Consider the following 23,128-nt stretch of genomic DNA (forward strand, 5'->3'; position numbering starts at 1 on the left):
GGAACGAGATGAGTAGAGCGGTAATCAAGCAAGCAGGACGGCCCCAGACAGAAGAAGCGACGGTACATTTGGCCGAACGTACAGTAGAAGTGAACGGAACCCAGTACGATAGTAATTATCTGACCTTTGAAGCTCCAGTAGCAGGCACGATTTATGGTGCACAGTTAAACTACAAAGGGGCACTTGCTGCACTCGGTGAGGCAGTGAACGAAGCGCCATATATGGCAGCGCCTAATGCACCAATTTTGTACATGAAACCCGCTAATACCATTGCAGCGCATAAGGCTGCTATTCCACTGCCGGATGATGTGCCAGAGCTTGCGATGGGAGCAGCACTTGGCGTTGTTATCGGTCGCACCGCGACCCGTGTGTGTGAGTCGGAGGCACTCGATTACGTAGCTGGCTATACCGTAGTGAATGATGTAAGCATTCCCCACATAAATGTGTACCGTCCGGCGATTCGCCAGCAAGCACGGGATGGGTTTTGTCCGATTGGACCGTGGGTAATCGAGCGAGATGCTGTTGCGAATCCGGATGTACTCGGAGTGCGGGTGTTTATTAATGGTGAGCTGCGTCAAGAAAATACGACCGCGAATCTGATTCGTTCGGTCGCTCGTCTCCTGGTAGACGTGACGGATTTTATGACGCTCAATCCCGGGGATGTGCTGCTTGTCGGCGTGCCGGAAGATGCTCCACTCGCTGGAGCAGGCGATCAGGTGCGGATCGAGATTGATGAAGTGGGCTGGTTGGAGAATACAGTTGTACCGGAACGTGACTGGATGGAGGGGAGAGCGGTATGAAACGAGCACGTGTAGCCTATATGGGAGCCATTCATAGCGCAGTCGAAATAGAAGGGAACGTGAAGCTGGAAGATGGACGTGTTGTGGCCGAAGAAGAGGTGATCTGGCTGCCGCCGATTGAGCCGCGCACCGTGTTTGCCCTCGGCCTAAACTATGCGGATCATGCGGCGGAGCTGGCGTTTACGGCACCGACCGAACCGCTTGTGTTTCTCAAAGGGCCAAATACGTTTATTGGTCATCGCGGACAAACGCGCCGTCCCGCAGATGTGACATACATGCATTATGAATGTGAACTTGGTGTCGTGATTGGGCGTCCGGCACGCAACGTAAAGAAGGAAGACGCATATGACTATGTTGCTGGCTATACGGTTGCGAATGATTATGCGATCCGTGACTATTTAGAGAACTATTATCGCCCGAATTTGCGAGTTAAAAATCGGGATACGTGTACACCGATTGGGCCGTGGTTAGTGGATGCTGCGGACGTAGCCGATCCGATGAATCTAACACTGCGCACGTATGTAAATGGCAAGGTTGTGCAAGAAGGAAATACAGCTGACATGATTTTCAGCATCCCTGTGTTGATTGAATACTTGAGTAGTTTTATGACGTTAAGTCCAGGGGATATCATTTTGACCGGTACGCCAAAGGGCTCGGTTGACACAAAAGTGGGGGATGAAGTCGTAACGGAAGTCGAGGGAATTGGACGCTTGTGCAATACGATTGTCGGAGATGAGACATTTACGTGTACATAGTCAGCAGCACTTGTAAACAGGGGGGAGAAAAAGCATGCCGCATATTATTGTCGAATATACGGATAACGTAAAGGCAGAAGGGGACATTTCCGGACTTCTCCAAAAAATCAACGATGTTTTGATCGGGCGTGCGCCGCTATTTCCGATTGGGGGCATTCGTTCGCGGGCGATTGAATTGCAGGATTACTGCGTGGCGGACGGAACAGCGGACGATGCGTTCGTCCATGTGACGCTAAAAATTGGGGCAGGGCGGTCTGAAGCAGATAAGAAGGCTGTATGTGATGAACTGTTTGCGACGGTAAAAGATCATTTTGCCGAGCTGTTTGCGACACGTTATCTGGCGCTGTCTATGGAATTAGTAGAATTCAGTGAAGCGGGGACATATAAGCATAACAATATTCATGTGCGTTACAAGAAATAGGGTAGGGAGCTGCCTGCAATGGTAGCTAGTTCGGCAGCTCGCGTAATCGTAAATGCCATTTGTATACAATAGAAAGCATACGCAGTATCGTTACAACTACGAACAACGAATACAATTCGACTACATTGTTTGGATCTACCCACCGTAAGCCAATCACGACCCCGACTAGAATGGCCCATACGGCATAAATCTCCTGTTGGAGAATCATCGGTTTTCGGCGGGCCAGTACATCGCGCAGCATTCCCCCGCCGATGCCGGTTACAATCGAAGACAGAATAACGGCCCCAAGCGGCAAATGGAAGCTAAGCGCAAAAATCGCTCCTTGTATCGCAAATGCCGATAGTCCGACGGCATCAAAAAAGTCATTCCAGCGATTCCAGGAATCCAACCATTTTTTCGGCAGCATATAAATGATCGTAATAGCCACTAACGCAATGTAAAGCAGTGAGCCTTGCTCCCAGATTGGTTTAACAGGTAGACCCATTAATACACAGCGAATATAGCCGCCTCCAAATGATGCGGCCAAACCGAGAACGTATACGCCGAATATATCATATTTTTCCTGGAGGGCAACAATTGCGCCACTAAAAGCAAAAGCGATAATCGCCATACTATTAAAAAAGTCCCATTCCATGCTGATCGCCTCAAGTCAAGAAGTCATTTTACAAAATGCTGATTCAAAGTATAAAGTTGTAAGCGTTTTTCGTTCAATGTGGAAGTAACCAAAAAAAGCATATGTAATTTGTGGATTTCCACAAACCCGCTGAAAAATAATCATCCATTTGTCACACTTCATAAACTCAGATAAAATAAACCTACATATAAAATATAGGCGGGGATTGCATGCATGCTCAGACTTCCTCTTCTTCGATCCAGACAGCGGAGCCCACTCTGCGAATTCAGGAGAAACTACAAGGTATTTTTATCGGACTATTAGCTTGCGGCTACATTCTGCTTCAGTTTTTTCATGAGCATTGGCTGGAAACAGGACTCAGCATCATAATCGGACTGATCATTGTCGCCATTCTGCCAATACTTCGGGGCAGTACGATGATCGTGAGCGTCGTGCTTCTCGTAAGTGGCATCCTCTTGTTTAGTTTGAATCGGGCTCCTGTTCAACAATGGCTCGATGGGTTTCGAATTAACTTAACGCTGGTGGCATTATTTATTTTTTCTCCGCTGCTCGGGATTCCGATCAAGATAGGCGGGTACGTGCAGGCACTGAAAGTCGTGTGTAAGAATAAGATGGATCACCCATACTTTTTCTTTCTCGGGTCGTCGATGCTAACGCACCTATTAGGTACGGTGTTAAATATCGGGTCTACGGCGATTGTGTATCATCTGTCAACCGCTTCTAAAATTCGGGTTCCCCGCTTGCTTGCAGATGGGATTAGTCGAGGGTTTGGGAGCGCGATCTTTTGGTCGCCTTACTTCGCGGCTATGGCGCTTGTGCTCAGTCAGCTGCCGATTACCTGGTCGTCCATTGTTTTACCGTCAATCGGTCTTGTTCTAATTAGTTTTATCGTGAGTCTGCTTATTGATTTGCCTATTATCAGGCAAGTTACGGTTGAGAATGCCCTCGATGATGAAGATGAGAATATACATAGTACGACAAGAACAAGCGGTATCAAAAAAGTAGTCGAGTTATTTACGATCCTGTTTGCGATTATGGCGCTGATTTTAGTAATTGAGAAACTATTTGCTTTTGGGATGGTTCTCATTATTTGTCTTGTCTCGCTCGTTTTTTCGTTTGTATGGTGTATGCTAGCAGGAAAAACAGGTGAGTACGCAAGAGAGCTTCGTGATCATACCTTTCTTGCGATTCCCCGGATGAAAAAAGAAGTTGTGTTATTTTTAGTGGCCGGCTTTTTTAGCAGTGCGTTAAGTCATGTGAACCTGGGGAATTTTTTGGTTGAGCAGCTCAATTACGGATTTGGATCTTTTGTCATCGGGAAGGCATGTTGTCTCTCGCTCATCGTTGTACTTTCCGCGATGATCGGCCTGCATCCCATTATTATGATTAGCATTTTTGTGACAACGATCCATCCGGAGTTGATCGGAATGAGCACTGCTTATTTTGCCGTGCTACTTCTGGGGAGTTTTGGGATCGCCAATGTGATTTCACCTGCATCCGGTGCGAATAACCTGCTTGCAAATGTGTTACAGGTAGACATACTTGATGTCTCGATTCGCTGGAATCGCAAATATGTGTTCATTATGGCGCTTATTTTGCCGCTTTATTTACAACTGATTCATTTGTAAGATCGAAAAACCAGGTGTGGAGGAACGTCTCTGCACCTGGTTTTTCTGTGTATTGGCGAATAGTAGAACGAGAATGCGGACAAGGTAAGAAAGGAAAAATGAAGCAGGAGGCATTTACTTATGAAGCGAAAACTTTTGCTCGGGATTTTTTTAGCACTTTTATGTTTTCCAGAAACAAGTTTTGCGGTTCCGTATGATCAATACACATCGACGGGAAAGGATACATTTTGGTCGCTTGCACAGCGGGCAGGAGTACGTGCGTCTGACTTACAAGCGATCAATCCACTCGTTGATCCGAAAAACATTTGGAAGGGATTGATGATTAATCTTCCAAACGGGCATAAACCAATGCCTGGATTAATTCCTGCGAGTGAAGTATCGAGGAGAACGTATACAGTTCAGAGCCAGGATACGTTTTGGACGATTGCCAAGAAATTTGGCATCAGCTTTTCGTACTTGATACAGGCAAACCCGCAAGTCAAAGATAAGCATAACATTGAGCCGGGATTGGTCATTACTATCCCAACCGTTCCCCCGTCCATTTCACCTACTGCTAATTGGGAAACAAAAGCGGATTACGTCATCGGGCTGTCAAAAGACCAGTTCGATGTCCCGTATGTGTGGGGAGACACCACCCCGTGGGTGGGGTTGGACTGTTCGAGCTTGGTGCAATACGTATTCGGTAAAATCGGAGTTAAACTTCCCCGTACTTCAAATTGGCAATTTCAATATGGAACTCCTGTAGCGAAAGATCAATTGCGCAAAGGTGATCTCGTATTTTTTAAGGAACACGGTTCTTCTATCATTACACATGTTGGCATCTATATGGGAAATGATCAAATGATTAATGCGGATACAGGCCCGAAAAACGGTGTGCAAATTGAGTACATCTTTGGGGATGAGTATTATAATGCCTGTTATGCAGGAGCAAGGCGCTATATTAAATAACAGTATCAGTTCAACCCCTTCTCAATGAAGTTCATTGAGGAGGGGTTATTTTTGTGGAGATGAGAACAATTCATATAAACTAAAGGACTATATGAGGAATAATAACGATACTAAATACCTACAGACTATAAGCCTTATTTTTATACTTGATAGTGTAAGAAAGGATGTATTTCTTGTTTGCGGAAAAACATCCTTTATAATACTAGTTAGTATTTTACAATTATTTAAAATCGTAGGAGGAATTATGAAAAAAATCGTTAAGACAACACTCGCATGTTTGCTCGCACTCACAGTTTCCGCTCCTGTTGCGTTACTACCTGCTCAGGCAGAAGCAGCAACAAAAAAAGCTGCTGCCAAAAAAGCAGCGTATACGACGGCAGAACGTACATATATCAAATATCAAAGTGATATTTTGTATAAACTACGCACACAGTCAAGTGACATCGTCCAATTTGCACTAAAGGCCGATCAATATGAGAACAAAGAGGAAGAGTTTTATACGATTATGGTAAATAAGCTGACCGCCTGGGAGAAAACATATAAGCAAGCTAGTAAATATCAGCCAAAAGATGTACCAGCTAAGCTGAAACAAGCACACGCATCGTATACGCAGGCAGTACAGCAGCAAGGAATCGCGATCCAGTCAATGAAAAAAACGCTTCTTGAAGATACGCTAACAGATGAGCAAATGGATACTTACGCGGAAAAGTTCTTTACAGCTACCGACGCATTTGGAAAGCCTGCGGCTGCATTTGATGCAGAGATTAAACGGTTAAATAAGATATACCAATAAAACAACGCCAGCGTGTTTGTTTTATAGTTACCAAAACCTGAATCAAAAACATGATTCAGGTTTTTCTTTTCTCCACTCATGTCCGTTTCCCCAATGGGTTCGCTTCCATATACATAAAAAAAGAATTTGTAATGAGGGTGAGGTGGATAAATGGGTGGAAATGTGTTAGTCATTGCTGCGCATCCCGATGATGAACTCCTCGGCACCGGTGGAACGATAAAGAAACTAATGAATCACGGATGTAAAGTCACCACCGTTATTGTCGCAAACGGACGTGAGGAAGAGAAAGATCATATTCGGCCGTTTATGGTAAAAGCAAACAAACAGGTAGGAGTAGAAGAGACTATTTTTTTGGAATATCCCAATCTATTATTGGAAACCCTTCCGCTGCATGTCATCAATAAAGAGATTGAAGTCTTACTGAACAAATACGAACCCTCTATGATTTTTACGCATCATTATGGTGACCTTAATCGTGACCATCAAATTCTCTTTCAAGCCGTTCTAACGGCAGCCCGTCCCCTACCTGGCAAACAACCCGTTGAAATTCTTTGCTTCGAAACGGTTTCTTCTAGCGAATGGACCCAGCATACGAATGATAAAGCATTTAAACCGAATTATTTTGTGGACATTACAGACACCATAGACGAAAAACTGAAGGCTCTTCAGTATTATGATATGGAGATGAGACCGTTTCCTCATCCACGTTCTTATAAAGGGGTAAAATATTTAGCTCATGTACGAGGAATGACGGTAGGAGTTAAGTATGCAGAAGCATTTGAAATCATAAGGAGGGTATGGAAATGACAGATAAGAAGAACCATTCGAATCAAGATGAACGAATGAGTGAGATTTCCTCTCAGTTAATTCCATACCCTTATTTGATCTCTGCAATGGATCAATATTATGGCACAATTCCCTCCCATAAAAAACAATCAGGGACAAAGGAAGCTCAGACAAAGCCCCGCAAAAAGATGCGCATATTACTTACAACATTTTGGAAGTATCCCGCCATTGGAGGATTGCAGAATTATTTAACAATGCTTAAGTCCGGTTTGGAAGAACGAGGACATCATGTTGATATTATGGCTTCCACCCAATTTGACAGGGATAAACTTATCGGTTTACGCAAGGAAATAGGGAAAGATAATAAACGATTTTATAGTGACCGATACGGGTGCTATAGTGAAAAAATACTAGATAATGACCAACATCTCTACAGTTATGAAATGATGCTGCGAGATATGAATTTAGAGAGATATGATATTTTCCACGCTCAGGATCGGTTTACCGCCAATATATTAGGCGTATTAAACGAACACTACAAAAAACCGCTGCTTTTCACTCCCCATGGATTTATGACGCATAGCAAATTAAAGTTCAATCTAATGGAAAAGGATTCAATAGAAGCAGCATACTTTTTGGCATTGGATAGGAAAGCGATTGAAAGTTCAAGCCAGGTAATCATGCTCTGTGAAGCCTTTCGCCCCATTCTAAAAAATTTAGGTGCCGAAGATAGCAAAATGACAACGGTTTATACCGGTATTAATTTTAGGGCGGAGAACATCAAGAAGAAAGCAAAAACGGTAGAAGACAAAATGATCATTACTTGTATCTCCCGTCTTCGCCCTCGTAAAGGACATAAATATTTGTTTGAAGCTATCGCTTTACTTAAAAATCAATTGAACAATGTTGATGTATGGATTGTAGGAGATGGGGTCATGAGAGAAGAGCTGGAGAATCAAGTTCGTGCTCTCCAATTAGACAACGTCTTCTTTTTAGGAAGCAGAACCGATATTCCTGAATTGTTAGGTCAATCCGATATTGTCGTGCTGCCAACCACGAGTGATACGCTGCCGATTTCGATCATTGAGACGATGTTCGCACAGCGAGCGATTGTTACGACGAATTGCGGTGGTATACCGGAACTGATTCAAGATTATCATACTGGATTACTTGTTGAACCGGGAAACGTTCAACAGCTAGCTGCAAAATTATTGCTTCTTTTACACGACTCAACCTTAAGAGAAAGAATAGCTCAAAATGCCAGAGAGTTTGCGGAAAAACATTTAACCGTTGCGAACATGGCAAAAAAAATAGAAGAGGTGTATCGATCGTTACTCTAACAGGAGGAAGAAGAAATGCGACATGATATTCCGGCAGTTGTCCTTGATTTAAGTGCAACTGGGATCGGTATTATTCGGAGTTTGAAAAAAAAAGGAATTCGAGTGTATGCGTATGATACGAAAGGAAAATATGAAATCGGCAAAACCCGGTATGCGACCTGCGGGATTTGCCCTAATCCCGCTTCTGAGGGAGAGGAACTGCTTCGATTTTTAACGAGTGTCGGAAAAAACTTTGTAGAGAAAGCGGTACTTTATGCCGGTTCTGATGACTTTGTGCAGTTTATTTCCAAATACAGAACGGAATTATCCGGGTACTATCGTTTCCTGCTTCCAGAACACGCACTCGTTGAAGCGGTATTAGATAAAAGATTAACGTATGAACTGGCCCGCAAGCATAACATTCCATGTCCTAAAACATTTGTGATTCACGATGAGCATCAGCTTGAACAAATCATTCATGAAGTTACCTTCCCTTGTATTTTAAAACCAGTCTATTCTTCTGATTTCCGTAAACGAATCGATTACCGGCTGTATAAAAAAGCAATTATGGTAGAGCAGGCATCCGAATTACGAGAAGAGTACCTTTTTTATCGCCAATTTGGCGAACTCATGATTCAAGAAGTGATTCCCGGAAATGAGGCGTGCATTTATTCCGTTAAAACATTTTTTGATGAACAGATGAACGTAATCGGTGTATGGATGAACCAAAAAATCCATCAATTCCCCCCTCACTTTGGCTCTACGGCTCTTGCCCTAAGTATAAGAGATGAAAAAGTGGTGGAAGCGTGTGTATCATTCTTGAATGAACTGCAGTTCAAAGGATTAGCAATCACAGAATTCAAAAAAGATCCACGAGATGGAACGTTAAAATTTATTGAAATCAATCCAAGAGTTGGGTTAACACAAAGATTATCGATTGCTTGTGGTGTTGATTTAGCCTACTTGTACTACTTGTCGCTAACAGGTCAGAATCCATCGCCTGTAAGTAGACAAAAAGAAGGGATCAAGTGGGTGTATTTGGTGCGTGATTTTCTTTCCTTCCGCCAAAAGCAAAAAAATGGGGAGATGACGTTCACTGAATGGATAAAGTGTTTATTAGGAGGAGAGAAGGTAGAAGCTTTGTTTGCCTGGGATGATCCTTTGCCGTTTGTGAGGAGCTTTATCTCGCACTTGCGTAATTTATGGGGAAGGAAATAGGATGATACCCTTGAAGGTGGAACGTTCAGAATGTATAGAAGCGAGGGGATTGTTCCGTTGAGCAGTAAAGAAGAAATTTTAAGCAATTGGCAAAAATTTCGTTGGGGAAATAAATTTACATCTGTTTCCGGTAATACAGTTACGCTAGTCGATCATCAAATAGAGTCTCTTAAAAACTCACGCAAAAAAACGAGTATTTGGAAACTAGTTGTTACGGATGGGATCGAATCGATTCCGGTTGTTCTTAAAATTTTCAAACTGCCACTGAAAGAAAATCAAATGGTTGAAATTAATATGTATCAGAGGGCTTATACACTTTTGCATGAATTTATGCCGCAGATGTATTGGATCGATAATGTAAACAAGGAAGAAATCTGGCTATTCACCCAGTATGTAAAGCCATTACGCGGACAAATTAAATTAGTTCCAAAACATTTGGACCAAATCATTCCCACCGTAGCAAATTTTCATGCGCTCACATTTGAAAACCGTTTTTTGCAGCATGCAGACGTGTTCGATTCCTGGCTCCCCCGTTATGATTCAAACTTGATCGCTTTGGAGAGAAGCAACCATATCGAGAAAACAAAGGAGTATCTCGATCGGGCCATGAAAGAACCGGGTCTAAGAGAAATGGTGGCACCTAGCTATAACGTCATCCATAACATATTGCAAAAAGGTCCTGTCTTTTTCCCTGAAATCATGGAAGCGGGGCAGAGTCTCATACACGGCGATCTCCATATTCACAATGTTTGCTGTACAAACGTACATGAACAGCAAGCCTGGCCCATTCAATTGATTGATTGGGAGTCTGTGAAATATGCTCCGATCTGGTATGACCTAGTAGTTCTTGTTGAATTATTAATTGATTTCCGTAAAGATTGGCATGCGAAAGCCGAAGACATTCGCAGTCATTGTGTTCATTTATATAGTAAAGAAATGCAAAAGAAGGGAATTATCTTCCGTGAGGATCCACTGAACTTGTTGAAAATGACCTATTTACAGAGAGTTTTAGAAAAAAGGCTGCTTAATCATTTGCGCAGGGTGTTGAACGGAGAACAGAGCGCACTTCTAGGAAGATACCTGGAGAAAATCGTACTCTGGGGAAAAGAGCTTGGACTTCTATAGAATAGAAATGGGGGAGAAGGATTAGGAATGGAAGATTTCCGGAAGATCATCACTAAGAATAACGGTACAGTCAGCGTTCAACATCTAGCCGGATACAGACTGATAGGCCAAGGAGGGGATGGAGCGGTCTATCAATTGACTGCTGAGCGGTGCGTCAAAATTTTTTATAAGGAAGAAACTCAACAAAGGGAGCTGGAGGCACTACAGGTGGGACAATTGACGCCCATAATTCCCCGGCTTTATGAGTATGGCTCAAACTATATAGTCATGGAGTATGTGAACGGAATCTCTCTTAAGGGGCACATAAAAAAAGAGCGACAATTGTCTGAATCAATCGTAAGAAAAATTTTATTCATGCTGGAAGAAATGAAAAGAGTGGGATTTGTGAGATATGATACGGAGGTGCGTCACATTTTATTTAATGAGCAGGGGGCAATAAAAGTAATCGATCACAAGCGGGCGCTGACTTCGGCTCGATCTATTCCTACTAAATTAATAGCTGGATTAAGAAAGATGGGGGTTTTAAACGAGTTTTTGGAACATGTGAATAAGCTTTACCCATCCCTTTATGAGGAATGGAAAAACATTTGATGCAGGGAGTAAACGATTAAATAAGACATATCAATAAGAAGCCCGCGTATATGGACATACTTCATACGCTGGCTTCTTATTGTTTTCCAAATATTACTCAATTATATTGTGCAAAATTTGCTATTATCCTAAAATTCATACATTTATATGGTATGATAGTCATGTTAATTATGTTGCTATAGGATGATGCACGGAGGGGGCGCCAGGATGAAAAGTATAAAATCAAAGTTATTGATAGTTATAATTCCAATCATGTGTCTGGCTCTAATTGGAGTAGCGTGGTTAAACCATAACAAAGCAAAAGAGTTTCTCGAACAAAACTTTCGTGAAAAGTCGATGGTTGAACTAGAGTTGCTAAGCACCAAATTAAATGATCAATTACAAATGCATGTGGAGCGTCTGTCTAACATTGCAACAGGTGAAGAGATGACAAGTATGAATCCGGTTGCACAAATGACCTATTTGAAGCAAAAGCTAAAGGAATACCCGGAATATACGATGTTATTTGTAGCGAACAGTAACGGAGATGCGCTTACAACAGAGGACAAACGAGCGAATGTTGCAGACCGTCCGTACTTTCAACAAATTATGAAGGGAAGCCAGCATGTTATTTCGGAGCCGGTTGCAAGTAAAACAACGGGAAAGCTGAGCATTGTAGTAGCCAATCGAATTCAAAATAAGGAAGGAAAGACGATTGGAGTAGTAGGAACGACATTTCCAATTGATACACTGACTAAAGTTGCCAGCGAAGTGAAAATCGGACAAACTGGCTATGCATTCATAGCGCAAAAAGATGGGCTTATTATTAGCCATGCAAAGAAAGAATTAGTGATGAAAAGCAATGTGACAAAGCTAAATATACCAAAACTTACCGAAGCGCATGAAGCTGCGCAGCGCGGTGAAATCGGTGAGGTACGCTATGTATTTGATGGTGTGGACAAGTATACCTTCTATAAGAAACTCCCGATTACCGGATGGAGTATTTTTTTAACAGCACCTGTGGCAGAAGCATCGGTACAATTAACATATTTAGCCAAGCTATCACTTGTCACCGCTTCCGTTGTCTTGATTTTCGCTATTATCGCTGTGGTTATCTTCTCTACTCGTTTAGTTCGCCCGATTCAAAAAATGAGTGAGTTAACCTCACATGTGGCGAATGGAGACCTGACCCTTAAGGTAGAGCATGCTGCAAACGATGAAGTCGGCCGATTGGGAGAGAATTTCAATGTGATGGTGAGAAAAATTCAGGATCTATTGGGTCAGATTGGAAAAGTGTCGACCCATATTAAAGCGTCATCTGATACACTCGCGATTACAAGTCAGGAAACGAAAATGTCGGCCGAACAGGTCGCGATTACGATTTCAGAATTAGCTTCTGGCACCGTAGATATCGCGTCATCAGTTACGCATGCGGCAAGTCAAATGAATGACATGGTGCAGACAGTCAACCGGATTGCCAATCATACAGGTGAAGTATTATCCGCCTCCAATCAAAGTAAAGAATCAGCAGAGAATGGCTTAGGATACGCTAATGAAGCGATTCAAAAAATGACCGAAGTAAATGAAACGGTAAAGCATACATCCGAGATGATTCAAAAGCTGGATGAACGTTCAAAAGAAATTGGAAACATTGTTGGAATGATCACGAATATCGCGGAACAGACCAACCTCCTGGCGTTAAATGCCTCCATTGAAGCGGCGCGAGCAGGTGAGCATGGGAAAGGATTTGCGGTAGTAGCGGAGGAAGTGAGAAAGTTAGCCAATGAGACAAGCAGCTCGGCTTCTCAAATCGCGGCGCTCATTAAGGAAACACAACATGACAGTCAACGTGCTGTACAGTCCGCACAAAGCGGTACGCGTGTGGTGGAAGAAGGCTCGAGAACGGTCTATCAGGCAGGACAAGTGTTCGAGGAAATTGTCCAGCATATTGACAATGTGCTGCATAAAAATAAGGAAATCTATACCGCCATTAAAAGCTTAGAGGGGGTAGGGCAGCAAATCGGGGAAAGTATGGAGCGCATTTCTGCTGTTACGGAGGAAGCATCGGCGGGAGCTGAAGAAGTGAGTGCAGCCAGTCAACAGCAGGCAGCAGGAGCGAATCAGATTTCCGGTGATGCGAACAGCTTAGCTTCCCTTGGTGATGAGCTGCAGCAAGTAATGAATCAGTTCAAAATCTAGTAGGGATAGAATCGTGTAAAAACCAGGTGTAGAGGGACAAGATCGTTCGCTACACCTGGTTTTGTTTTATACGTTGAGCGTGTTCGCTAGCTCAACAAAGAAAGGAAGTGAATCAGGATTGCTCATGGAATCAGGGCTTACACAGTTCGCAAGTGGGAAACCAAGTAGAATTTTACGAATCGGAACTTCCATCTTCTTGCCGTTTATCGTTCGTGGAATTTGCTGAACCTGATAGATTTCATCGGGAATATGGCGGGGAGACGCCAGCTTGCTAATTCTTGCTTGAATCTGCTGCTTGTGTTCATCCGTAAGCGAGACACCATCCTTGAGAACCACAAAGCAGAGCATCAATGATTTTCTGCCTACGTATTCCAGGTCGACAATCAAGCTGTCGAGCACGTTATCCAGCCCTTCCACTGCCTGATACAGTTCACTTGTTCCCATGCGAACGCCATGGCGGTTAATCGTAGAGTCTGAGCGTCCATAAATCACACAACTCCCCGTTGCTTTAATTTTGATCCAATCGCCATGCCGCCACAAACCGGGGAACATCTCAAAGTAACTTTCGCGGTAGCGGCTTCCATCTGGATCATTCCAGAAGTAAACAGGCATCGTAGGCATCGGAAGGGTAATGACGAGTTCGCCTACCTCATCTAAAGCAGGATGCCCTGCGTCATGAAGGGCCTCTACCTTCACCCCTAATAACCGACATTGTATTTCGCCTGCTCGTACCGGCAGGATGGGAGTTCCTCCCACAAAGCCCGTACATACATCTGTTCCTCCGCTCGTACAGTTTACCCATATATCTTTTTTGACAGCCGTATATAACCAGTTGTATCCGTCCGTGGTCAGCGGTGCTCCGGTTACACCAATGTCTTGGAGTTTGTCTAGATTAAACTGTGTTCCCGGATGAAGACCTGATTTCATACAGACCCCGATAAGTGCAGGACTAATGCCCAGCGAGGTAATCTGTGCTTTTTCTGCTAACTCCCACAGAACATGAGGCCCTGGGTAGGTCGGGCTTCCATCATACTGCACAATCGTTGCGCCAACGAGAAGCGACCCGACTACGTAATTCCACATCATCCAACCGGTCGTCGTAAACCAGAATAAACGCTCTTCTGAAGTAAGCCCCTGCTGGATGGCGAAGGTAGTCAGCTGCTGCAAGATCATCCCGCCTTGTGGATGAACGATTGCTTTCGGAATGCCCGTTGTGCCGGAGGAATACAAAATCCATAACGGATGGTCAAACGGCAGGTGTTCATAGGTGAGTTCGGTTTCATTTCGTACAAGGTGTGCGAACTTTAATATTTCTGTACGGTCTTCCGTATCTGGCTCATCATAAACATAAGAGACGATAATTGTTTTTTCTACACTCGGAAGTGCTGCCTGTAATTCTTTGTTGACAGCTCTCCTATCATGTAGTGTTCCGTTATACCAATATCCATCGACTGTGAGGAGTACTTTTGGTTCGATTTGCTTGAAGCGGTCAATCACGCTTGGTGTCCCGAAATCAGGCGAGCAGCTTGACCAGATGGCACCGATACTAGCGCAAGCTAAAAAGGCGATAGTCGCTTGCGGAATATTTGGCAGATAAGCGGCTACACGATCCCCCGGTGTTACGCCTATGTCTTGTAAGGTTTTGGCGAGTGAAGCGGTTTGTTTCTTGAGTTCACACCAGGAAATCTCGGTTAATGGCACATGTTCGGATTGAAACACAATGGCAGGATTGGTATCGGAAGCATGCCTGAATATATGCTCCGCATAATTTAACTTAGCTCCTGTAAACCATTTGGCTCCTGGCATGATCCGTTTTTCCAGTACAGTTGTATACGGAGCTGTTGACCGAATTCTATGATACTGCCAGGCGCTTTCCCAGAAATCTTCTAGTGACTCCACTGACCATGTCCACAGGGAGTTATAATCTGAAAATGATAAGCCTTTATTATTTTTCAACCAGGCCATAAACTTGTAAATACCGGAATTCTGTATTCGTTCTTGATCGGGCTGCCAGAGAAGAGTCCCTTCTGTAATCGGTGTCATCGTCTCACCTCATAAGTTATATTGCTAATTTCTTTATATGTATGATGATCTTGAAAAATCAGACTGAACTAGCTATAGTAAAAAGAATGATATACGTCATGTTTTCTAGGGTTCCGCGAGCATACATCGGTCTGGTCCGAGAGAAAACGCACAGCACCGCTGTGGCACGGAGGGATAAAAGCCCGGGAGATATCTGTCAAACACAGAATATCTCTCTTTTTTTTGGTTAAATACGCCAAAGAAACGTGAGAAAAGAGAGGAGAAAGAAAATGAATAAGGAATGGATGAAAGTGTTGATTGCGGCATGTTTCGAGGTGTTCTGGGTAATCGGTCTCAAGCATGCTTACGATGGATGGACGTGGCTTGGAACGGCGATTTCGATTGGGATTAGCTTTTATTTACTCATTATGGCAGGTGAAAAATTGCCGGTCGGCACCGTGTATGCTGTTTTCGTCGGAATGGGTACAGCCGGAACTGTGCTTTCCGAGATGATCTTGTTTGGTGAGCCGTTCAATCTCGTGAAAGTGCTGCTCATTTTGCTGCTTCTGATTGGCGTGATTGGCTTGAAAATGGTGACAAAAGATGAAAAGGCAAAAACAGAAGGAGCTGAATCATAATGGCATGGATGTATTTGGTGATAGCTGGATTGTGTGAAATGTTTGGCGTTGCCATGATTAATCAATGGCATCAAGATCGAAAAGGGCGCTCTTTTTTACTCTTGCTTGCTGGTTTTGGTGCCAGTTTTCTTTTTCTTGAACTGGCGATGGAAACATTGCCGATGGGAACCGCGTATGCGGTTTGGACCGGAATCGGAGCATCTGGCGGAGCGATCTTAGGTATGGTGTTATATGGAGAATCGAAAGACTGGCGCCGGATTTCGTTTATCTTGCTGGTGCTTGGTGCAGCCATTGGACTTAAGGTAGTTTCATAGAGAAGAAAAGGAAGCGATCCCCTGAACGTTGGATGTAACTTGTGCGATCGCCCCGTTACCCTTGTATCCTGTCAAAAATAGAATAATAGTATCTATTTTAGAAGGAGAGGGAACATGTATGGACATAAACCGTATTATCAATATTGTAAAGGCGATTCCCAAGAATAAGCTGCATGATGATAAGACAATTCGCAAAGCCATTCAAGAGGCAGGCAAGGCAGCAGGAAAGACGTTTTCAGACGCTGAACTTAACAAATATGTTCGACAATTTAGAGGGTTTGCTAAAGGTGGATCGTCTTTGTCCTTACTATCCATGCTGTTAAAGTCCGGGGTTACGAAAAGTCAAATTGACGACATCAAGAAAAAAATGGGACGTAAATAAGTAAAACAAAGCCATTCCTATGAAAGGAGTGGCTTTGTTTTATAGAAAGCTACGTAGACAGAAAGTCGATTAATCGCATGCACAAGCGATAATCACAAGAAGAATAAAGAGAACCAGAATTACACCGATCGCCTCATCATTATTGAAGAACCCCATGAAATTCACCTCCATATTTACCGAGAGATGATAATACTCTATGTGTATGGGGCAGGACGAGTGTTAGGCAAATGTCATCAGACACAAGCCTAATTTTGAATCTCATGCTTGAATGGGCGAATTGACTAAATAGCTTGCCTGCTTTTTTGGAGTAATGCTTCTGCAACGCCAATAAAATATTCAGATTCACGTCTGATATGATTTAACACAGTAATCGCAGTTGGATTACTTTTTAATGCGGTGCTTTCTGCTGCAAGCTGATTTAAAAACTGAACAAATTGCTGGCTTTGCTGTAAGGCAAAGTAGACCAGCTGCATCATTTGATTGTAGATCATAGGAGAAATATGGTACCCTGCTCCCACTACAATCTCGATATATCGGATAAAAAGCGCATGTGTTTGTGAAAAAGCCTGTTCCCATGCTTGCAAAGCCTGCACGAAAACTGGTTCTAGATTAGGGACTAACGCACGAATTACCTGGGTATGTTCCGCTTCTTGCATTTTCCAAAACTCACCCTCATCTAATATGCGAAGGGGCATTTTTTCCCCATAATAAAATTGCATAGTGTATTCCTCCTGGCTTCTAGCCTTGTGTAGTATTCAATACACAGCCTATGTAGGAAGAAAGAAAAAGGCTACATACTGGATAACCAGATCACCTATTTTAACAAATTTATCAAGTTAAAAAGGATTACCGTGGTTTTAGTAGAATTTCTATACAAGTATACCGAGGAGCGAGAATGTTGGTGAGCAAATCTAGGATTATTTCAAAAATGTAGAAGAACTAAAACAATGTTGAACATAAAAAAGAAAAGAAAGTAGCAGCTATGAATGTAACTAGCGGAATCAATCATATTTTATTACAGATTTTATTAATCCTGTTTCCCATTTTGCTTTATCACTTATATTGGGGGGATAAGGATTTACTTGAAGATAAGAGGAAACATAAGCTTGCATACGGTTTGATATCGACAGTATCAATTATATTGTGTATGGGTTTTGCTTTTCCGTTCCACAATGGATATCTATTAGATTTAAGAGCAGTTCCTTTGCTTATCGCATTTTTATATGGAGGATATTATTCTGGACTTTTTGTTACTGTAGTTTTTTTAGCGTACAGATATTATCTAGGTGGCGAAGGGGCTTGTATACCGTTGTTAGTTTCCTCCGTTTTAGTCCCGTCTATGCTAGTAATTACTCCAACTTATATAAGGCATTCTTCCCGGTATAAAATTCTTCTCGCAACAGTTATAACGATTTGTACATCATTTTTAATTGCGATTATAACGTATATAAAATTGAGTTGGACACACATGCAGATTAAAGAAGGGACTTTAGAGTTTTTTATTGGATACGGTATTATTCAGGTATTTACGATGTGGATTACTGTTTCTTTAATAGAAAGTTTACGAGAAAAAGCCATGATTACGTATCAATTACGTCAATCCGATCAGTTGAATACGATGAGCGAACTGGCTGCTTCTGTAGCTCACGAAATTAGAAATCCTTTAACTGTTGTAAGAGGCTTCATGCAATTGTTTACTGAAAATAAGCAAATTCCCGAGGATGTTAAGCCGTATATAGGATTAATGATAAGTGAGGTAGATCGAACGCAAGAAATTATTATAAACTTTTTATCCTTGGCTAAACCGAAGTTGGAGAGAATTGAAAAGATTTCTGTCGCTGAGCATATTCAACATATAAAAAGTTTGATGTACTCTTACGCGATCCTACAAAATGTGGATGTACAAGTTGTCACTGCTGATCTTCCTTATATAGAAACAGATCCTGATAAATTTAGCCAAGTCTTAATTAATATTATAAAAAATGGAATTGAGGCCATGCCGAGCGGAGGAGAGTTAAAAATAAGTGTAAAAGAAAGCAAGGATATGGCTGAAATATGTATTAAAGACCAGGGAGTTGGAATGACTGAGGAAGAGGTCAAACGTCTTGGAACCCTGTTTTATTCAACTAAAACGAAAGGAACGGGTGTAGGATTGATGGTTAGTTATCGACTTATAGAAAAAATGAATGGTCAAATCGAGGTTAAAAGCCAAAAAGAAGTCGGTACACAGTTCACTCTTAAATTTCCAAGGATAGCAGGCAAACAAAATTAAATAGTAGCACTTTCTAGGCGCGAGCTATCGCGTCTGTTTCTATTTTCCAGAAAACGAGGACAAATAAACAAGCAGATATGAATGAACAAGCATACTATGCAATACAGTGAAGGTCGGGGGGTAACATCATGGACGTAGGGTCAGTGATTTCTCAGATTCAGTTAGCACCAGGTATGCTAGTGATTCCAGCAGTACTAATGGTTATTGGATATGTGGCAAAGCAGAGTTCGATTATACCGGATAAGCATATTCCACTGCTGATTTTAGCGGCGGGAATTGGATTTGGATTATGGGTGGTGGGGCTCAATGTATCCGGAGTTGTACAAGGGATTGGAGCAGCTGGGATAACGGTATTAGGGCATCAGACTATAAAGCAACAAATGAAGTAACGAAAAAATGGATGTGAGTCAAATAGCTACCCTTGGCTAGAACTAGGGTAGCTATTTGACTATATTGTGAAAATTAACATGAAGGTAAGATGAGTTTTCCTTGAAAAATTGTGAGCGCTTGTCCGGTAAGTAACACACGGTTTTCTACTAACTCTACGTTAACTTTTCCCCCGCGATAGGAAGCTTGATAGCCTATTAACCTTTTCTTTTGAAGCTTTTCGCTCCAATACGGTCCAAGTCCACAATGAGCAGAACCCGTTACGGGATCTTCATTAATTCCGATTCGAGGAGCAAAGTAACGTGAAATAAAATCAAAATCTGGGGAAGATGAAAGACTCGTCACAATAATTCCGGTAACGGGGATTAAAGACAATAAGTCAAGGTTAGGCTCTAGTTTTTTGACTACTTCCTCTGTTTCGACTTCAACAATGTAGCCCAGCATATTTTTTACAACGTTTCTAAAAGGAACCTGTATTGCTTGTTCTAGTTCAGCAGGTACTTCTGTTTTTTGTACTGGATTGGCTGGAAAATCAAGTTGAATACCTTCGTTTACTTGTTTAACAGGAAGAAGACCACTCTTTGTATGAAACTGAATACACTCATCAGGGTTAACATGTTTTTGCTCCCACAAAATATGAGCGCTTCCTAGTGTACCATGGCCACATAAGTTTAGCTCTGTTGTTGGGGTGAACCAATACAGTTCGTACTTATTATTTTTTCTTGGAGATACAAAAGCTGTAACAGGTTGATTCATTTCTTGTGCCATGCGCTGCATCCACGATGTATCTTTAGGTGTATCTAGTATACAAACAGCAGCTGGGTTTCCAGAAAAAGGGGTAGTGGTAAATGCATTGATTTGAAAAATATTTTGGTTCATTATTTTTCATCTCTTTTCTTATGTAAGATAATAACTGTCCTTATAAATTATCTCAAAAATCTTTCCTATTTGGTATATAAAGAGAGAAACAAGACACCCCCACTGCCCGTTTGGGGGGTGGGGGTGTCTTGTTAACAGTATCTTAATATCTTAATCTTATCCGGGATTAGTGGAAAATTAGCAGTCAGCGGCTCCTATTTTCCCTCGGATTCTGAGCTCTCAATCACAGCTTCCAGCGTACCTTCTGTGTAAGTATCGCTAACTTGTTCATGTGTAGCAGCTAATCCTTTAGAGACAAATGTATTAGATTGATAATCACGGACATCATACTGCTTGTCACCAATCGTACGAGCGTCATTCATTACGTTTGTGTTGTTTTTCTTGTTCATTAGATGTCTCCCTTTTTATTTTGATGGTTTCTTCATACAGTGTGCGTCTTTTTACGAAGGATATTCATAACAATTTAAACGTCGATCAGTCGTTTGCTGTGGAATGAAAATAAGCCCTTTTGGTATCGCTACCGAGAGGGCTTTTGTGTGGCTTTCTGTTTTCTTCGTACAGGAAGCGTAGGAGAATAGGAAGTAGGAGAAGCAGTTTTGGATTCGGATGGTCGAACAGCAAACAAGGAAAGAAGAGCAGCTAGTATGCCTACTCCTGTTGCGGTAAAAAATACTGCTTTTTGTGAAACAGTAAGTAAAATCGCGAACAAGGGAGGGCCCAGCGCGACCCCGATAAAGCGCATACTGCTGTAAATAGAGGTAATAGTACCCCGTTCCTGCTTTTCGAATCCTTCTGTGATCAGGGCATCCAGACTTGGCAGAGCTGCCCCAATGCCAATCCCGCATAACGACAGGGCGATTAGAAGGACATACAGACCTTGCAGAAAACCCATCCACAATACACTTCCCGTTACGAGCATCAATCCGGTAAAGGTGATCCACTTCATCCGGACTTTATTTTGTCCAATGTATTTACCGGTCAGATACGAAGTAAGACAGAGGGCGATCAGAGGAATCGCCAGAATGAATCCCTTTGTAATCCCTTCAATTTTATAAGTACGCTCTAGCAGGGACGATAAATAAAACTGGACCCCAAACAGGATGTACATGCAGATAATTCCGATCGCAAAGATCGCGTACAACCACCGACCATTTGTCACAAAAATATGAACGATTGAGTTTTTAAATTCAGTAACAGAAGGTGGTTGTTCTTGTCTTTTCGGAACCTTAACGAGAAAAAGTACGAGGAGAAGAGAAACCAAACAAAAAACCGGCGTAGCGAAAAATGGTAGGTACCAAAAGAAGGTAGCTAAAAATGCCCCGAGTATTGGGCTGAGCACCTTGCCGAACGTATTCGAAGTTTCGATGAGGCCAAGACTGCTGCTTACCTCACTTTCCTTTTTAAACATATCCCCTACAAGCGGCATGACAATGGGGGCTGCCCCCGCTGCCCCGATTCCTTGTAGGAAGCGGCCAACCAGGATCATGATGTACGGGCTTGAACTTTTCCATGCAGCCCATCCTGAAATAAGACCACCAATTCCGGCGATCACTAAACCGGGAATAATCACCATCTTGCGGCCGAATCGATCCGATAAAAAGCCGGCGATTGGAATGAGAAGAATGGCAATAACGGAATATACCGTGATAATCAGGCTGGACTGCAGAGAAGAGATGGTAAGTTTCTTTTCCATCAAAGGCAGGATGGGAATGAGCATGGAGTTGCCCAGCGTCATGATTAAAGGAATCGAGCTGAGGGCAAGTAGATCCCACTTTTTCCTTTGTTCCATATTAGTCTCCTTAAAAAAATATTTTAAGAAAGAAGCCTATCACGAAGATAGGCTTCTTGGATATGATGGCTTTACTATAGGGTTGTCACTCCGCTTTGATAGCTCTGTTTTTCAATGTTAGTATGACAAGAAGGATAAAAATTTATCCGTACATCGTTAGCCTTTTATCGATTCCAGCCATTCGGCGTAGCATTCATGGCATAGAAGTTAACCTCCTTACTTTAAGTGAAGAATACTGTTTATTTATCACGTCAACTATGGTGTGTAGGACTGAGTATTGCATACGTTTTTTAACAAAGGAGAATTGTTACAACTTAGTGAATACATTAGTAATCATGTGTTAGCGTTTAATTACAAAGGCTAACTTCTTACCCCAAAAAACAGGAAATACTCTTACAATAGACAGGACTTCAAATTAAACGAGTACATACCTAGGAGGAGACGATGAAGCAGATCCGCGTTTATCTTGCGTTTTCCCATAAGGCTTTTCAGCGTTCGGCCGCGTATCGGTTTGATGCGTGGACCCGGCTCTTTTCCAATGTCATTTTTTTATGTATGTGGGGCTTTATCTGGTATGGTTTATACAATGGAAAACAATCGGTCGCAGGGGTTTCGTTTGAAGCGATGCTAAGCTATATCGTGATTAGTCAGATGCTGCAAGGGATTCACGGTGCAGGTACGCCACTGTGGGAAATCCAGGAGCGGGTACGAACTGGCGACATTGCGATGGAGATGATGCGGCCATACGATTATCCGACGCGAACATTGTTTTCCGATTTCGGTAGCATCGCATTTTATTTCCTGACGGCGGTTCTACCGCTGTACGTTGTATTATTCTGGGCATTCGATCTTTACCTGCCGTCCTCAGCGGCTCAATGGGGGCTGTTTCTGTTTTCCGCTGTGATCGGATATTTCATTCGCTACAGTATTGAATTGACCTTTGGGCTGTTTACGTTTTGGCTCATTGAGACCGGTGGCGTGGAAGATATTTTTTATTTTTCGATTTCGTTATTTTCTGGATCAGTCATTCCGCTATGGTTTTTTCCGGATTGGCTGAAGGGAGTTGCTCAATATTTACCGTTTCAGGGCATCTTTTTTATTCCAAGTTCGATTTTCACGGGAAAACTGCATGGGCAGGCGCTGATAGAAGCGCTCGTTGTCCAGCTTGTCTGGCTTATTATCTCATTTGCGATTCTTCGCTTGGTGTGGGCAAAAGCATCGCGTAAGATCGTGGTGCAAGGGGGATAAG

At 42.6% G+C, this 23,128-nt stretch carries 24 protein-coding genes and 1 riboswitch; of the genes, 18 read left to right on the top strand and 6 right to left on the bottom strand.

The features are described 5' to 3' along the window. Positions 1 to 8: 8 nt before the first annotated feature. The 3 genes from PO771_RS09065 to PO771_RS09075 are packed head-to-tail and all read left to right on the top strand — an operon-like array spanning position 9 to position 1,976. Positions 9 to 800: a fumarylacetoacetate hydrolase family protein gene (locus PO771_RS09065; RefSeq protein ID WP_272562948.1), complete on the top strand. Its 792-nt coding sequence runs from the start codon at positions 9 to 11 to the stop codon at positions 798 to 800. Further along, positions 797 to 1,555, top strand: a complete 759-nt coding sequence (locus PO771_RS09070; RefSeq protein WP_272562949.1) for a fumarylacetoacetate hydrolase family protein — start codon at positions 797 to 799, stop codon at positions 1,553 to 1,555. The genes PO771_RS09065 and PO771_RS09070 overlap by 4 nt, the downstream gene beginning before the upstream one ends. Before the next feature lie 34 nt (positions 1,556 to 1,589). Further along, complete coding sequence (locus PO771_RS09075; protein ID WP_272562950.1) at positions 1,590 to 1,976, top strand: 5-carboxymethyl-2-hydroxymuconate Delta-isomerase; 387 nt, start codon at positions 1,590 to 1,592, stop codon at positions 1,974 to 1,976. Positions 1,977 to 2,001: 25 nt separating this feature from the next. Here the strand turns inward: PO771_RS09075 and PO771_RS09080 are convergent, their stop codons facing one another. Beyond that, positions 2,002 to 2,610 (bottom strand): trimeric intracellular cation channel family protein, encoded by a 609-nt coding sequence (locus tag PO771_RS09080; protein WP_272562951.1) that lies wholly within the window; start codon positions 2,608 to 2,610, stop codon positions 2,002 to 2,004. A 209-nt stretch (positions 2,611 to 2,819) separates the two neighbouring features. Between PO771_RS09080 and PO771_RS09085 the strand changes: the two genes are divergently transcribed. The 9 genes from PO771_RS09085 to PO771_RS09125 all read left to right on the top strand — a co-directional run bounded on the left by PO771_RS09085 (position 2,820) and on the right by PO771_RS09125 (position 13,196). Further along, entirely contained in the window at positions 2,820 to 4,238 is a 1,419-nt protein-coding gene (locus PO771_RS09085) for a hypothetical protein (protein WP_272562952.1), read from the top strand. A 120-nt stretch (positions 4,239 to 4,358) separates the two neighbouring features. Continuing rightward, the gene (locus PO771_RS09090; RefSeq protein ID WP_272562953.1) at positions 4,359 to 5,186 is read left to right on the top strand and encodes a C40 family peptidase; all 828 of its coding nucleotides are present in this window, start codon (positions 4,359 to 4,361) and stop codon (positions 5,184 to 5,186) included. Between the two features lie 244 nt (positions 5,187 to 5,430). Then, on the top strand, positions 5,431 to 5,979 hold the full coding sequence (locus tag PO771_RS09095; RefSeq protein ID WP_272562954.1) for a hypothetical protein: 549 nt from the start codon (positions 5,431 to 5,433) through the stop codon (positions 5,977 to 5,979). A gap of 150 nt (positions 5,980 to 6,129) precedes the next feature. Further along, positions 6,130 to 6,786 (top strand): PIG-L deacetylase family protein, encoded by a 657-nt coding sequence (locus PO771_RS09100; RefSeq protein ID WP_272562955.1) that lies wholly within the window; start codon positions 6,130 to 6,132, stop codon positions 6,784 to 6,786. After that, positions 6,783 to 8,105, top strand: coding sequence for a glycosyltransferase family 4 protein (locus PO771_RS09105; protein WP_272562956.1), 1,323 nt, complete (start codon positions 6,783 to 6,785; stop codon positions 8,103 to 8,105). Before PO771_RS09100 ends, PO771_RS09105 begins: the two co-directional genes overlap by 4 nt. A 15-nt stretch (positions 8,106 to 8,120) precedes the next feature. Continuing rightward, positions 8,121 to 9,302: a carboxylate--amine ligase gene (locus tag PO771_RS09110; RefSeq protein WP_272562957.1), complete on the top strand. Its 1,182-nt coding sequence runs from the start codon at positions 8,121 to 8,123 to the stop codon at positions 9,300 to 9,302. A 57-nt stretch (positions 9,303 to 9,359) separates the two neighbouring features. Beyond that, positions 9,360 to 10,427 carry a phosphotransferase gene (locus PO771_RS09115; RefSeq protein WP_272562958.1) on the top strand — a complete coding sequence of 356 codons (1,068 nt, stop codon included), beginning with the start codon at positions 9,360 to 9,362 and terminating at the stop codon, positions 10,425 to 10,427. 27 nt (positions 10,428 to 10,454) lie between these two features. Further along, the gene (locus PO771_RS09120) at positions 10,455 to 11,018 is read left to right on the top strand and encodes an AarF/UbiB family protein (protein ID WP_272562959.1); all 564 of its coding nucleotides are present in this window, start codon (positions 10,455 to 10,457) and stop codon (positions 11,016 to 11,018) included. Positions 11,019 to 11,225: 207 nt separating this feature from the next. Further along, complete coding sequence (locus PO771_RS09125) at positions 11,226 to 13,196, top strand: methyl-accepting chemotaxis protein (RefSeq protein ID WP_272562960.1); 1,971 nt, start codon at positions 11,226 to 11,228, stop codon at positions 13,194 to 13,196. 66 nt (positions 13,197 to 13,262) lie between these two features. Here the strand turns inward: PO771_RS09125 and PO771_RS09130 are convergent, their stop codons facing one another. Next, on the bottom strand, positions 13,263 to 15,239 hold the full coding sequence (locus PO771_RS09130) for an acetoacetate--CoA ligase (RefSeq protein WP_272562961.1): 1,977 nt from the start codon (positions 15,237 to 15,239) through the stop codon (positions 13,263 to 13,265). A gap of 94 nt (positions 15,240 to 15,333) precedes the next feature. Beyond that, a riboswitch (guanidine-I (ykkC/yxkD leader) is annotated at positions 15,334 to 15,430 on the top strand. Positions 15,431 to 15,508: 78 nt separating this feature from the next. Between PO771_RS09130 and PO771_RS09135 the strand changes: the two genes are divergently transcribed. The 3 genes from PO771_RS09135 to PO771_RS09145 all read left to right on the top strand — a co-directional run bounded on the left by PO771_RS09135 (position 15,509) and on the right by PO771_RS09145 (position 16,552). Further along, complete coding sequence (locus PO771_RS09135; RefSeq protein ID WP_272562962.1) at positions 15,509 to 15,856, top strand: DMT family transporter; 348 nt, start codon at positions 15,509 to 15,511, stop codon at positions 15,854 to 15,856. Continuing rightward, positions 15,856 to 16,170: a DMT family transporter gene (locus PO771_RS09140; protein ID WP_272562963.1), complete on the top strand. Its 315-nt coding sequence runs from the start codon at positions 15,856 to 15,858 to the stop codon at positions 16,168 to 16,170. Before PO771_RS09135 ends, PO771_RS09140 begins: the two co-directional genes overlap by 1 nt. Positions 16,171 to 16,288: 118 nt before the next feature. Continuing rightward, on the top strand, positions 16,289 to 16,552 hold the full coding sequence (locus tag PO771_RS09145) for a hypothetical protein (protein ID WP_272562964.1): 264 nt from the start codon (positions 16,289 to 16,291) through the stop codon (positions 16,550 to 16,552). A 281-nt stretch (positions 16,553 to 16,833) separates the two neighbouring features. Here the strand turns inward: PO771_RS09145 and PO771_RS09150 are convergent, their stop codons facing one another. Continuing rightward, positions 16,834 to 17,271, bottom strand: coding sequence for a DUF2935 domain-containing protein (locus PO771_RS09150; RefSeq protein ID WP_272562965.1), 438 nt, complete (start codon positions 17,269 to 17,271; stop codon positions 16,834 to 16,836). Positions 17,272 to 17,534: 263 nt separating this feature from the next. On the opposite strand from PO771_RS09150, the gene PO771_RS09155 reads away from it, so the two are divergent. Together PO771_RS09155 and PO771_RS09160 are read left to right on the top strand one after the other, a co-directional pair. Next, entirely contained in the window at positions 17,535 to 18,824 is a 1,290-nt protein-coding gene (locus tag PO771_RS09155; RefSeq protein WP_272562966.1) for an ATP-binding protein, read from the top strand. 128 nt (positions 18,825 to 18,952) lie between these two features. Continuing rightward, positions 18,953 to 19,213, top strand: coding sequence for a phage holin family protein (locus PO771_RS09160; protein WP_272562967.1), 261 nt, complete (start codon positions 18,953 to 18,955; stop codon positions 19,211 to 19,213). Positions 19,214 to 19,286: 73 nt separating this feature from the next. Here the strand turns inward: PO771_RS09160 and PO771_RS09165 are convergent, their stop codons facing one another. The 3 genes from PO771_RS09165 to PO771_RS09175 all read right to left on the bottom strand — a co-directional run bounded on the left by PO771_RS09165 (position 19,287) and on the right by PO771_RS09175 (position 21,879). Then, positions 19,287 to 20,090, bottom strand: coding sequence for a PhzF family phenazine biosynthesis protein (locus tag PO771_RS09165; protein ID WP_272562968.1), 804 nt, complete (start codon positions 20,088 to 20,090; stop codon positions 19,287 to 19,289). Positions 20,091 to 20,284: 194 nt separating this feature from the next. Beyond that, entirely contained in the window at positions 20,285 to 20,479 is a 195-nt protein-coding gene (locus PO771_RS09170; protein WP_272562969.1) for a YozQ family protein, read from the bottom strand. Positions 20,480 to 20,607: 128 nt separating this feature from the next. After that, a complete protein-coding gene (locus PO771_RS09175; protein ID WP_272562970.1) occupies positions 20,608 to 21,879 on the bottom strand; it encodes a bacillibactin exporter BcbE in 1,272 nt (423 codons plus the stop codon). 444 nt (positions 21,880 to 22,323) lie between these two features. Here PO771_RS09175 and PO771_RS09180 point away from each other — a divergent pair, with 444 nt between their 5' ends. Then, a complete protein-coding gene (locus tag PO771_RS09180; protein WP_272562971.1) occupies positions 22,324 to 23,127 on the top strand; it encodes an ABC transporter permease in 804 nt (267 codons plus the stop codon). Position 23,128 lies beyond the last annotated feature (1 nt).

The sequence above is a fragment of the Aneurinibacillus uraniidurans genome, from assembly GCF_028471905.1.
GTDB lineage: Bacteria > Bacillota > Bacilli > Aneurinibacillales > Aneurinibacillaceae > Aneurinibacillus > Aneurinibacillus uraniidurans.

Bases quoted from the DNA above. Each gene is read 5' to 3' on its own strand.
- PO771_RS09065 (WP_272562948.1), top strand. From the start codon at position 9: ATGAGTAGAGCGGTAATCAAGCAAGCAGGACGGCCCCAGACAGAAGAA.
- PO771_RS09070 (WP_272562949.1), top strand. From the start codon at position 797: ATGAAACGAGCACGTGTAGCCTATATGGGAGCCATTCATAGCGCAGTC.
- PO771_RS09075 (WP_272562950.1), top strand. From the start codon at position 1,590: ATGCCGCATATTATTGTCGAATATACGGATAACGTAAAGGCAGAAGGG.
- PO771_RS09080 (WP_272562951.1), bottom strand. From the start codon at position 2,610: ATGGAATGGGACTTTTTTAATAGTATGGCGATTATCGCTTTTGCTTTT.
- PO771_RS09085 (WP_272562952.1), top strand. From the start codon at position 2,820: ATGCATGCTCAGACTTCCTCTTCTTCGATCCAGACAGCGGAGCCCACT.
- PO771_RS09090 (WP_272562953.1), top strand. From the start codon at position 4,359: ATGAAGCGAAAACTTTTGCTCGGGATTTTTTTAGCACTTTTATGTTTT.
- PO771_RS09095 (WP_272562954.1), top strand. From the start codon at position 5,431: ATGAAAAAAATCGTTAAGACAACACTCGCATGTTTGCTCGCACTCACA.
- PO771_RS09100 (WP_272562955.1), top strand. From the start codon at position 6,130: ATGGGTGGAAATGTGTTAGTCATTGCTGCGCATCCCGATGATGAACTC.
- PO771_RS09105 (WP_272562956.1), top strand. From the start codon at position 6,783: ATGACAGATAAGAAGAACCATTCGAATCAAGATGAACGAATGAGTGAG.
- PO771_RS09110 (WP_272562957.1), top strand. From the start codon at position 8,121: ATGCGACATGATATTCCGGCAGTTGTCCTTGATTTAAGTGCAACTGGG.
- PO771_RS09120 (WP_272562959.1), top strand. From the start codon at position 10,455: ATGGAAGATTTCCGGAAGATCATCACTAAGAATAACGGTACAGTCAGC.
- PO771_RS09125 (WP_272562960.1), top strand. From the start codon at position 11,226: ATGAAAAGTATAAAATCAAAGTTATTGATAGTTATAATTCCAATCATG.
- PO771_RS09130 (WP_272562961.1), bottom strand. From the start codon at position 15,239: ATGACACCGATTACAGAAGGGACTCTTCTCTGGCAGCCCGATCAAGAA.
- PO771_RS09135 (WP_272562962.1), top strand. From the start codon at position 15,509: ATGAATAAGGAATGGATGAAAGTGTTGATTGCGGCATGTTTCGAGGTG.
- PO771_RS09140 (WP_272562963.1), top strand. From the start codon at position 15,856: ATGGCATGGATGTATTTGGTGATAGCTGGATTGTGTGAAATGTTTGGC.
- PO771_RS09145 (WP_272562964.1), top strand. From the start codon at position 16,289: ATGGACATAAACCGTATTATCAATATTGTAAAGGCGATTCCCAAGAAT.
- PO771_RS09150 (WP_272562965.1), bottom strand. From the start codon at position 17,271: ATGCAATTTTATTATGGGGAAAAAATGCCCCTTCGCATATTAGATGAG.
- PO771_RS09155 (WP_272562966.1), top strand. From the start codon at position 17,535: ATGAATGTAACTAGCGGAATCAATCATATTTTATTACAGATTTTATTA.
- PO771_RS09160 (WP_272562967.1), top strand. From the start codon at position 18,953: ATGGACGTAGGGTCAGTGATTTCTCAGATTCAGTTAGCACCAGGTATG.
- PO771_RS09165 (WP_272562968.1), bottom strand. From the start codon at position 20,090: ATGAACCAAAATATTTTTCAAATCAATGCATTTACCACTACCCCTTTT.
- PO771_RS09170 (WP_272562969.1), bottom strand. From the start codon at position 20,479: ATGAACAAGAAAAACAACACAAACGTAATGAATGACGCTCGTACGATT.
- PO771_RS09175 (WP_272562970.1), bottom strand. From the start codon at position 21,879: ATGGAACAAAGGAAAAAGTGGGATCTACTTGCCCTCAGCTCGATTCCT.
- PO771_RS09180 (WP_272562971.1), top strand. From the start codon at position 22,324: ATGAAGCAGATCCGCGTTTATCTTGCGTTTTCCCATAAGGCTTTTCAG.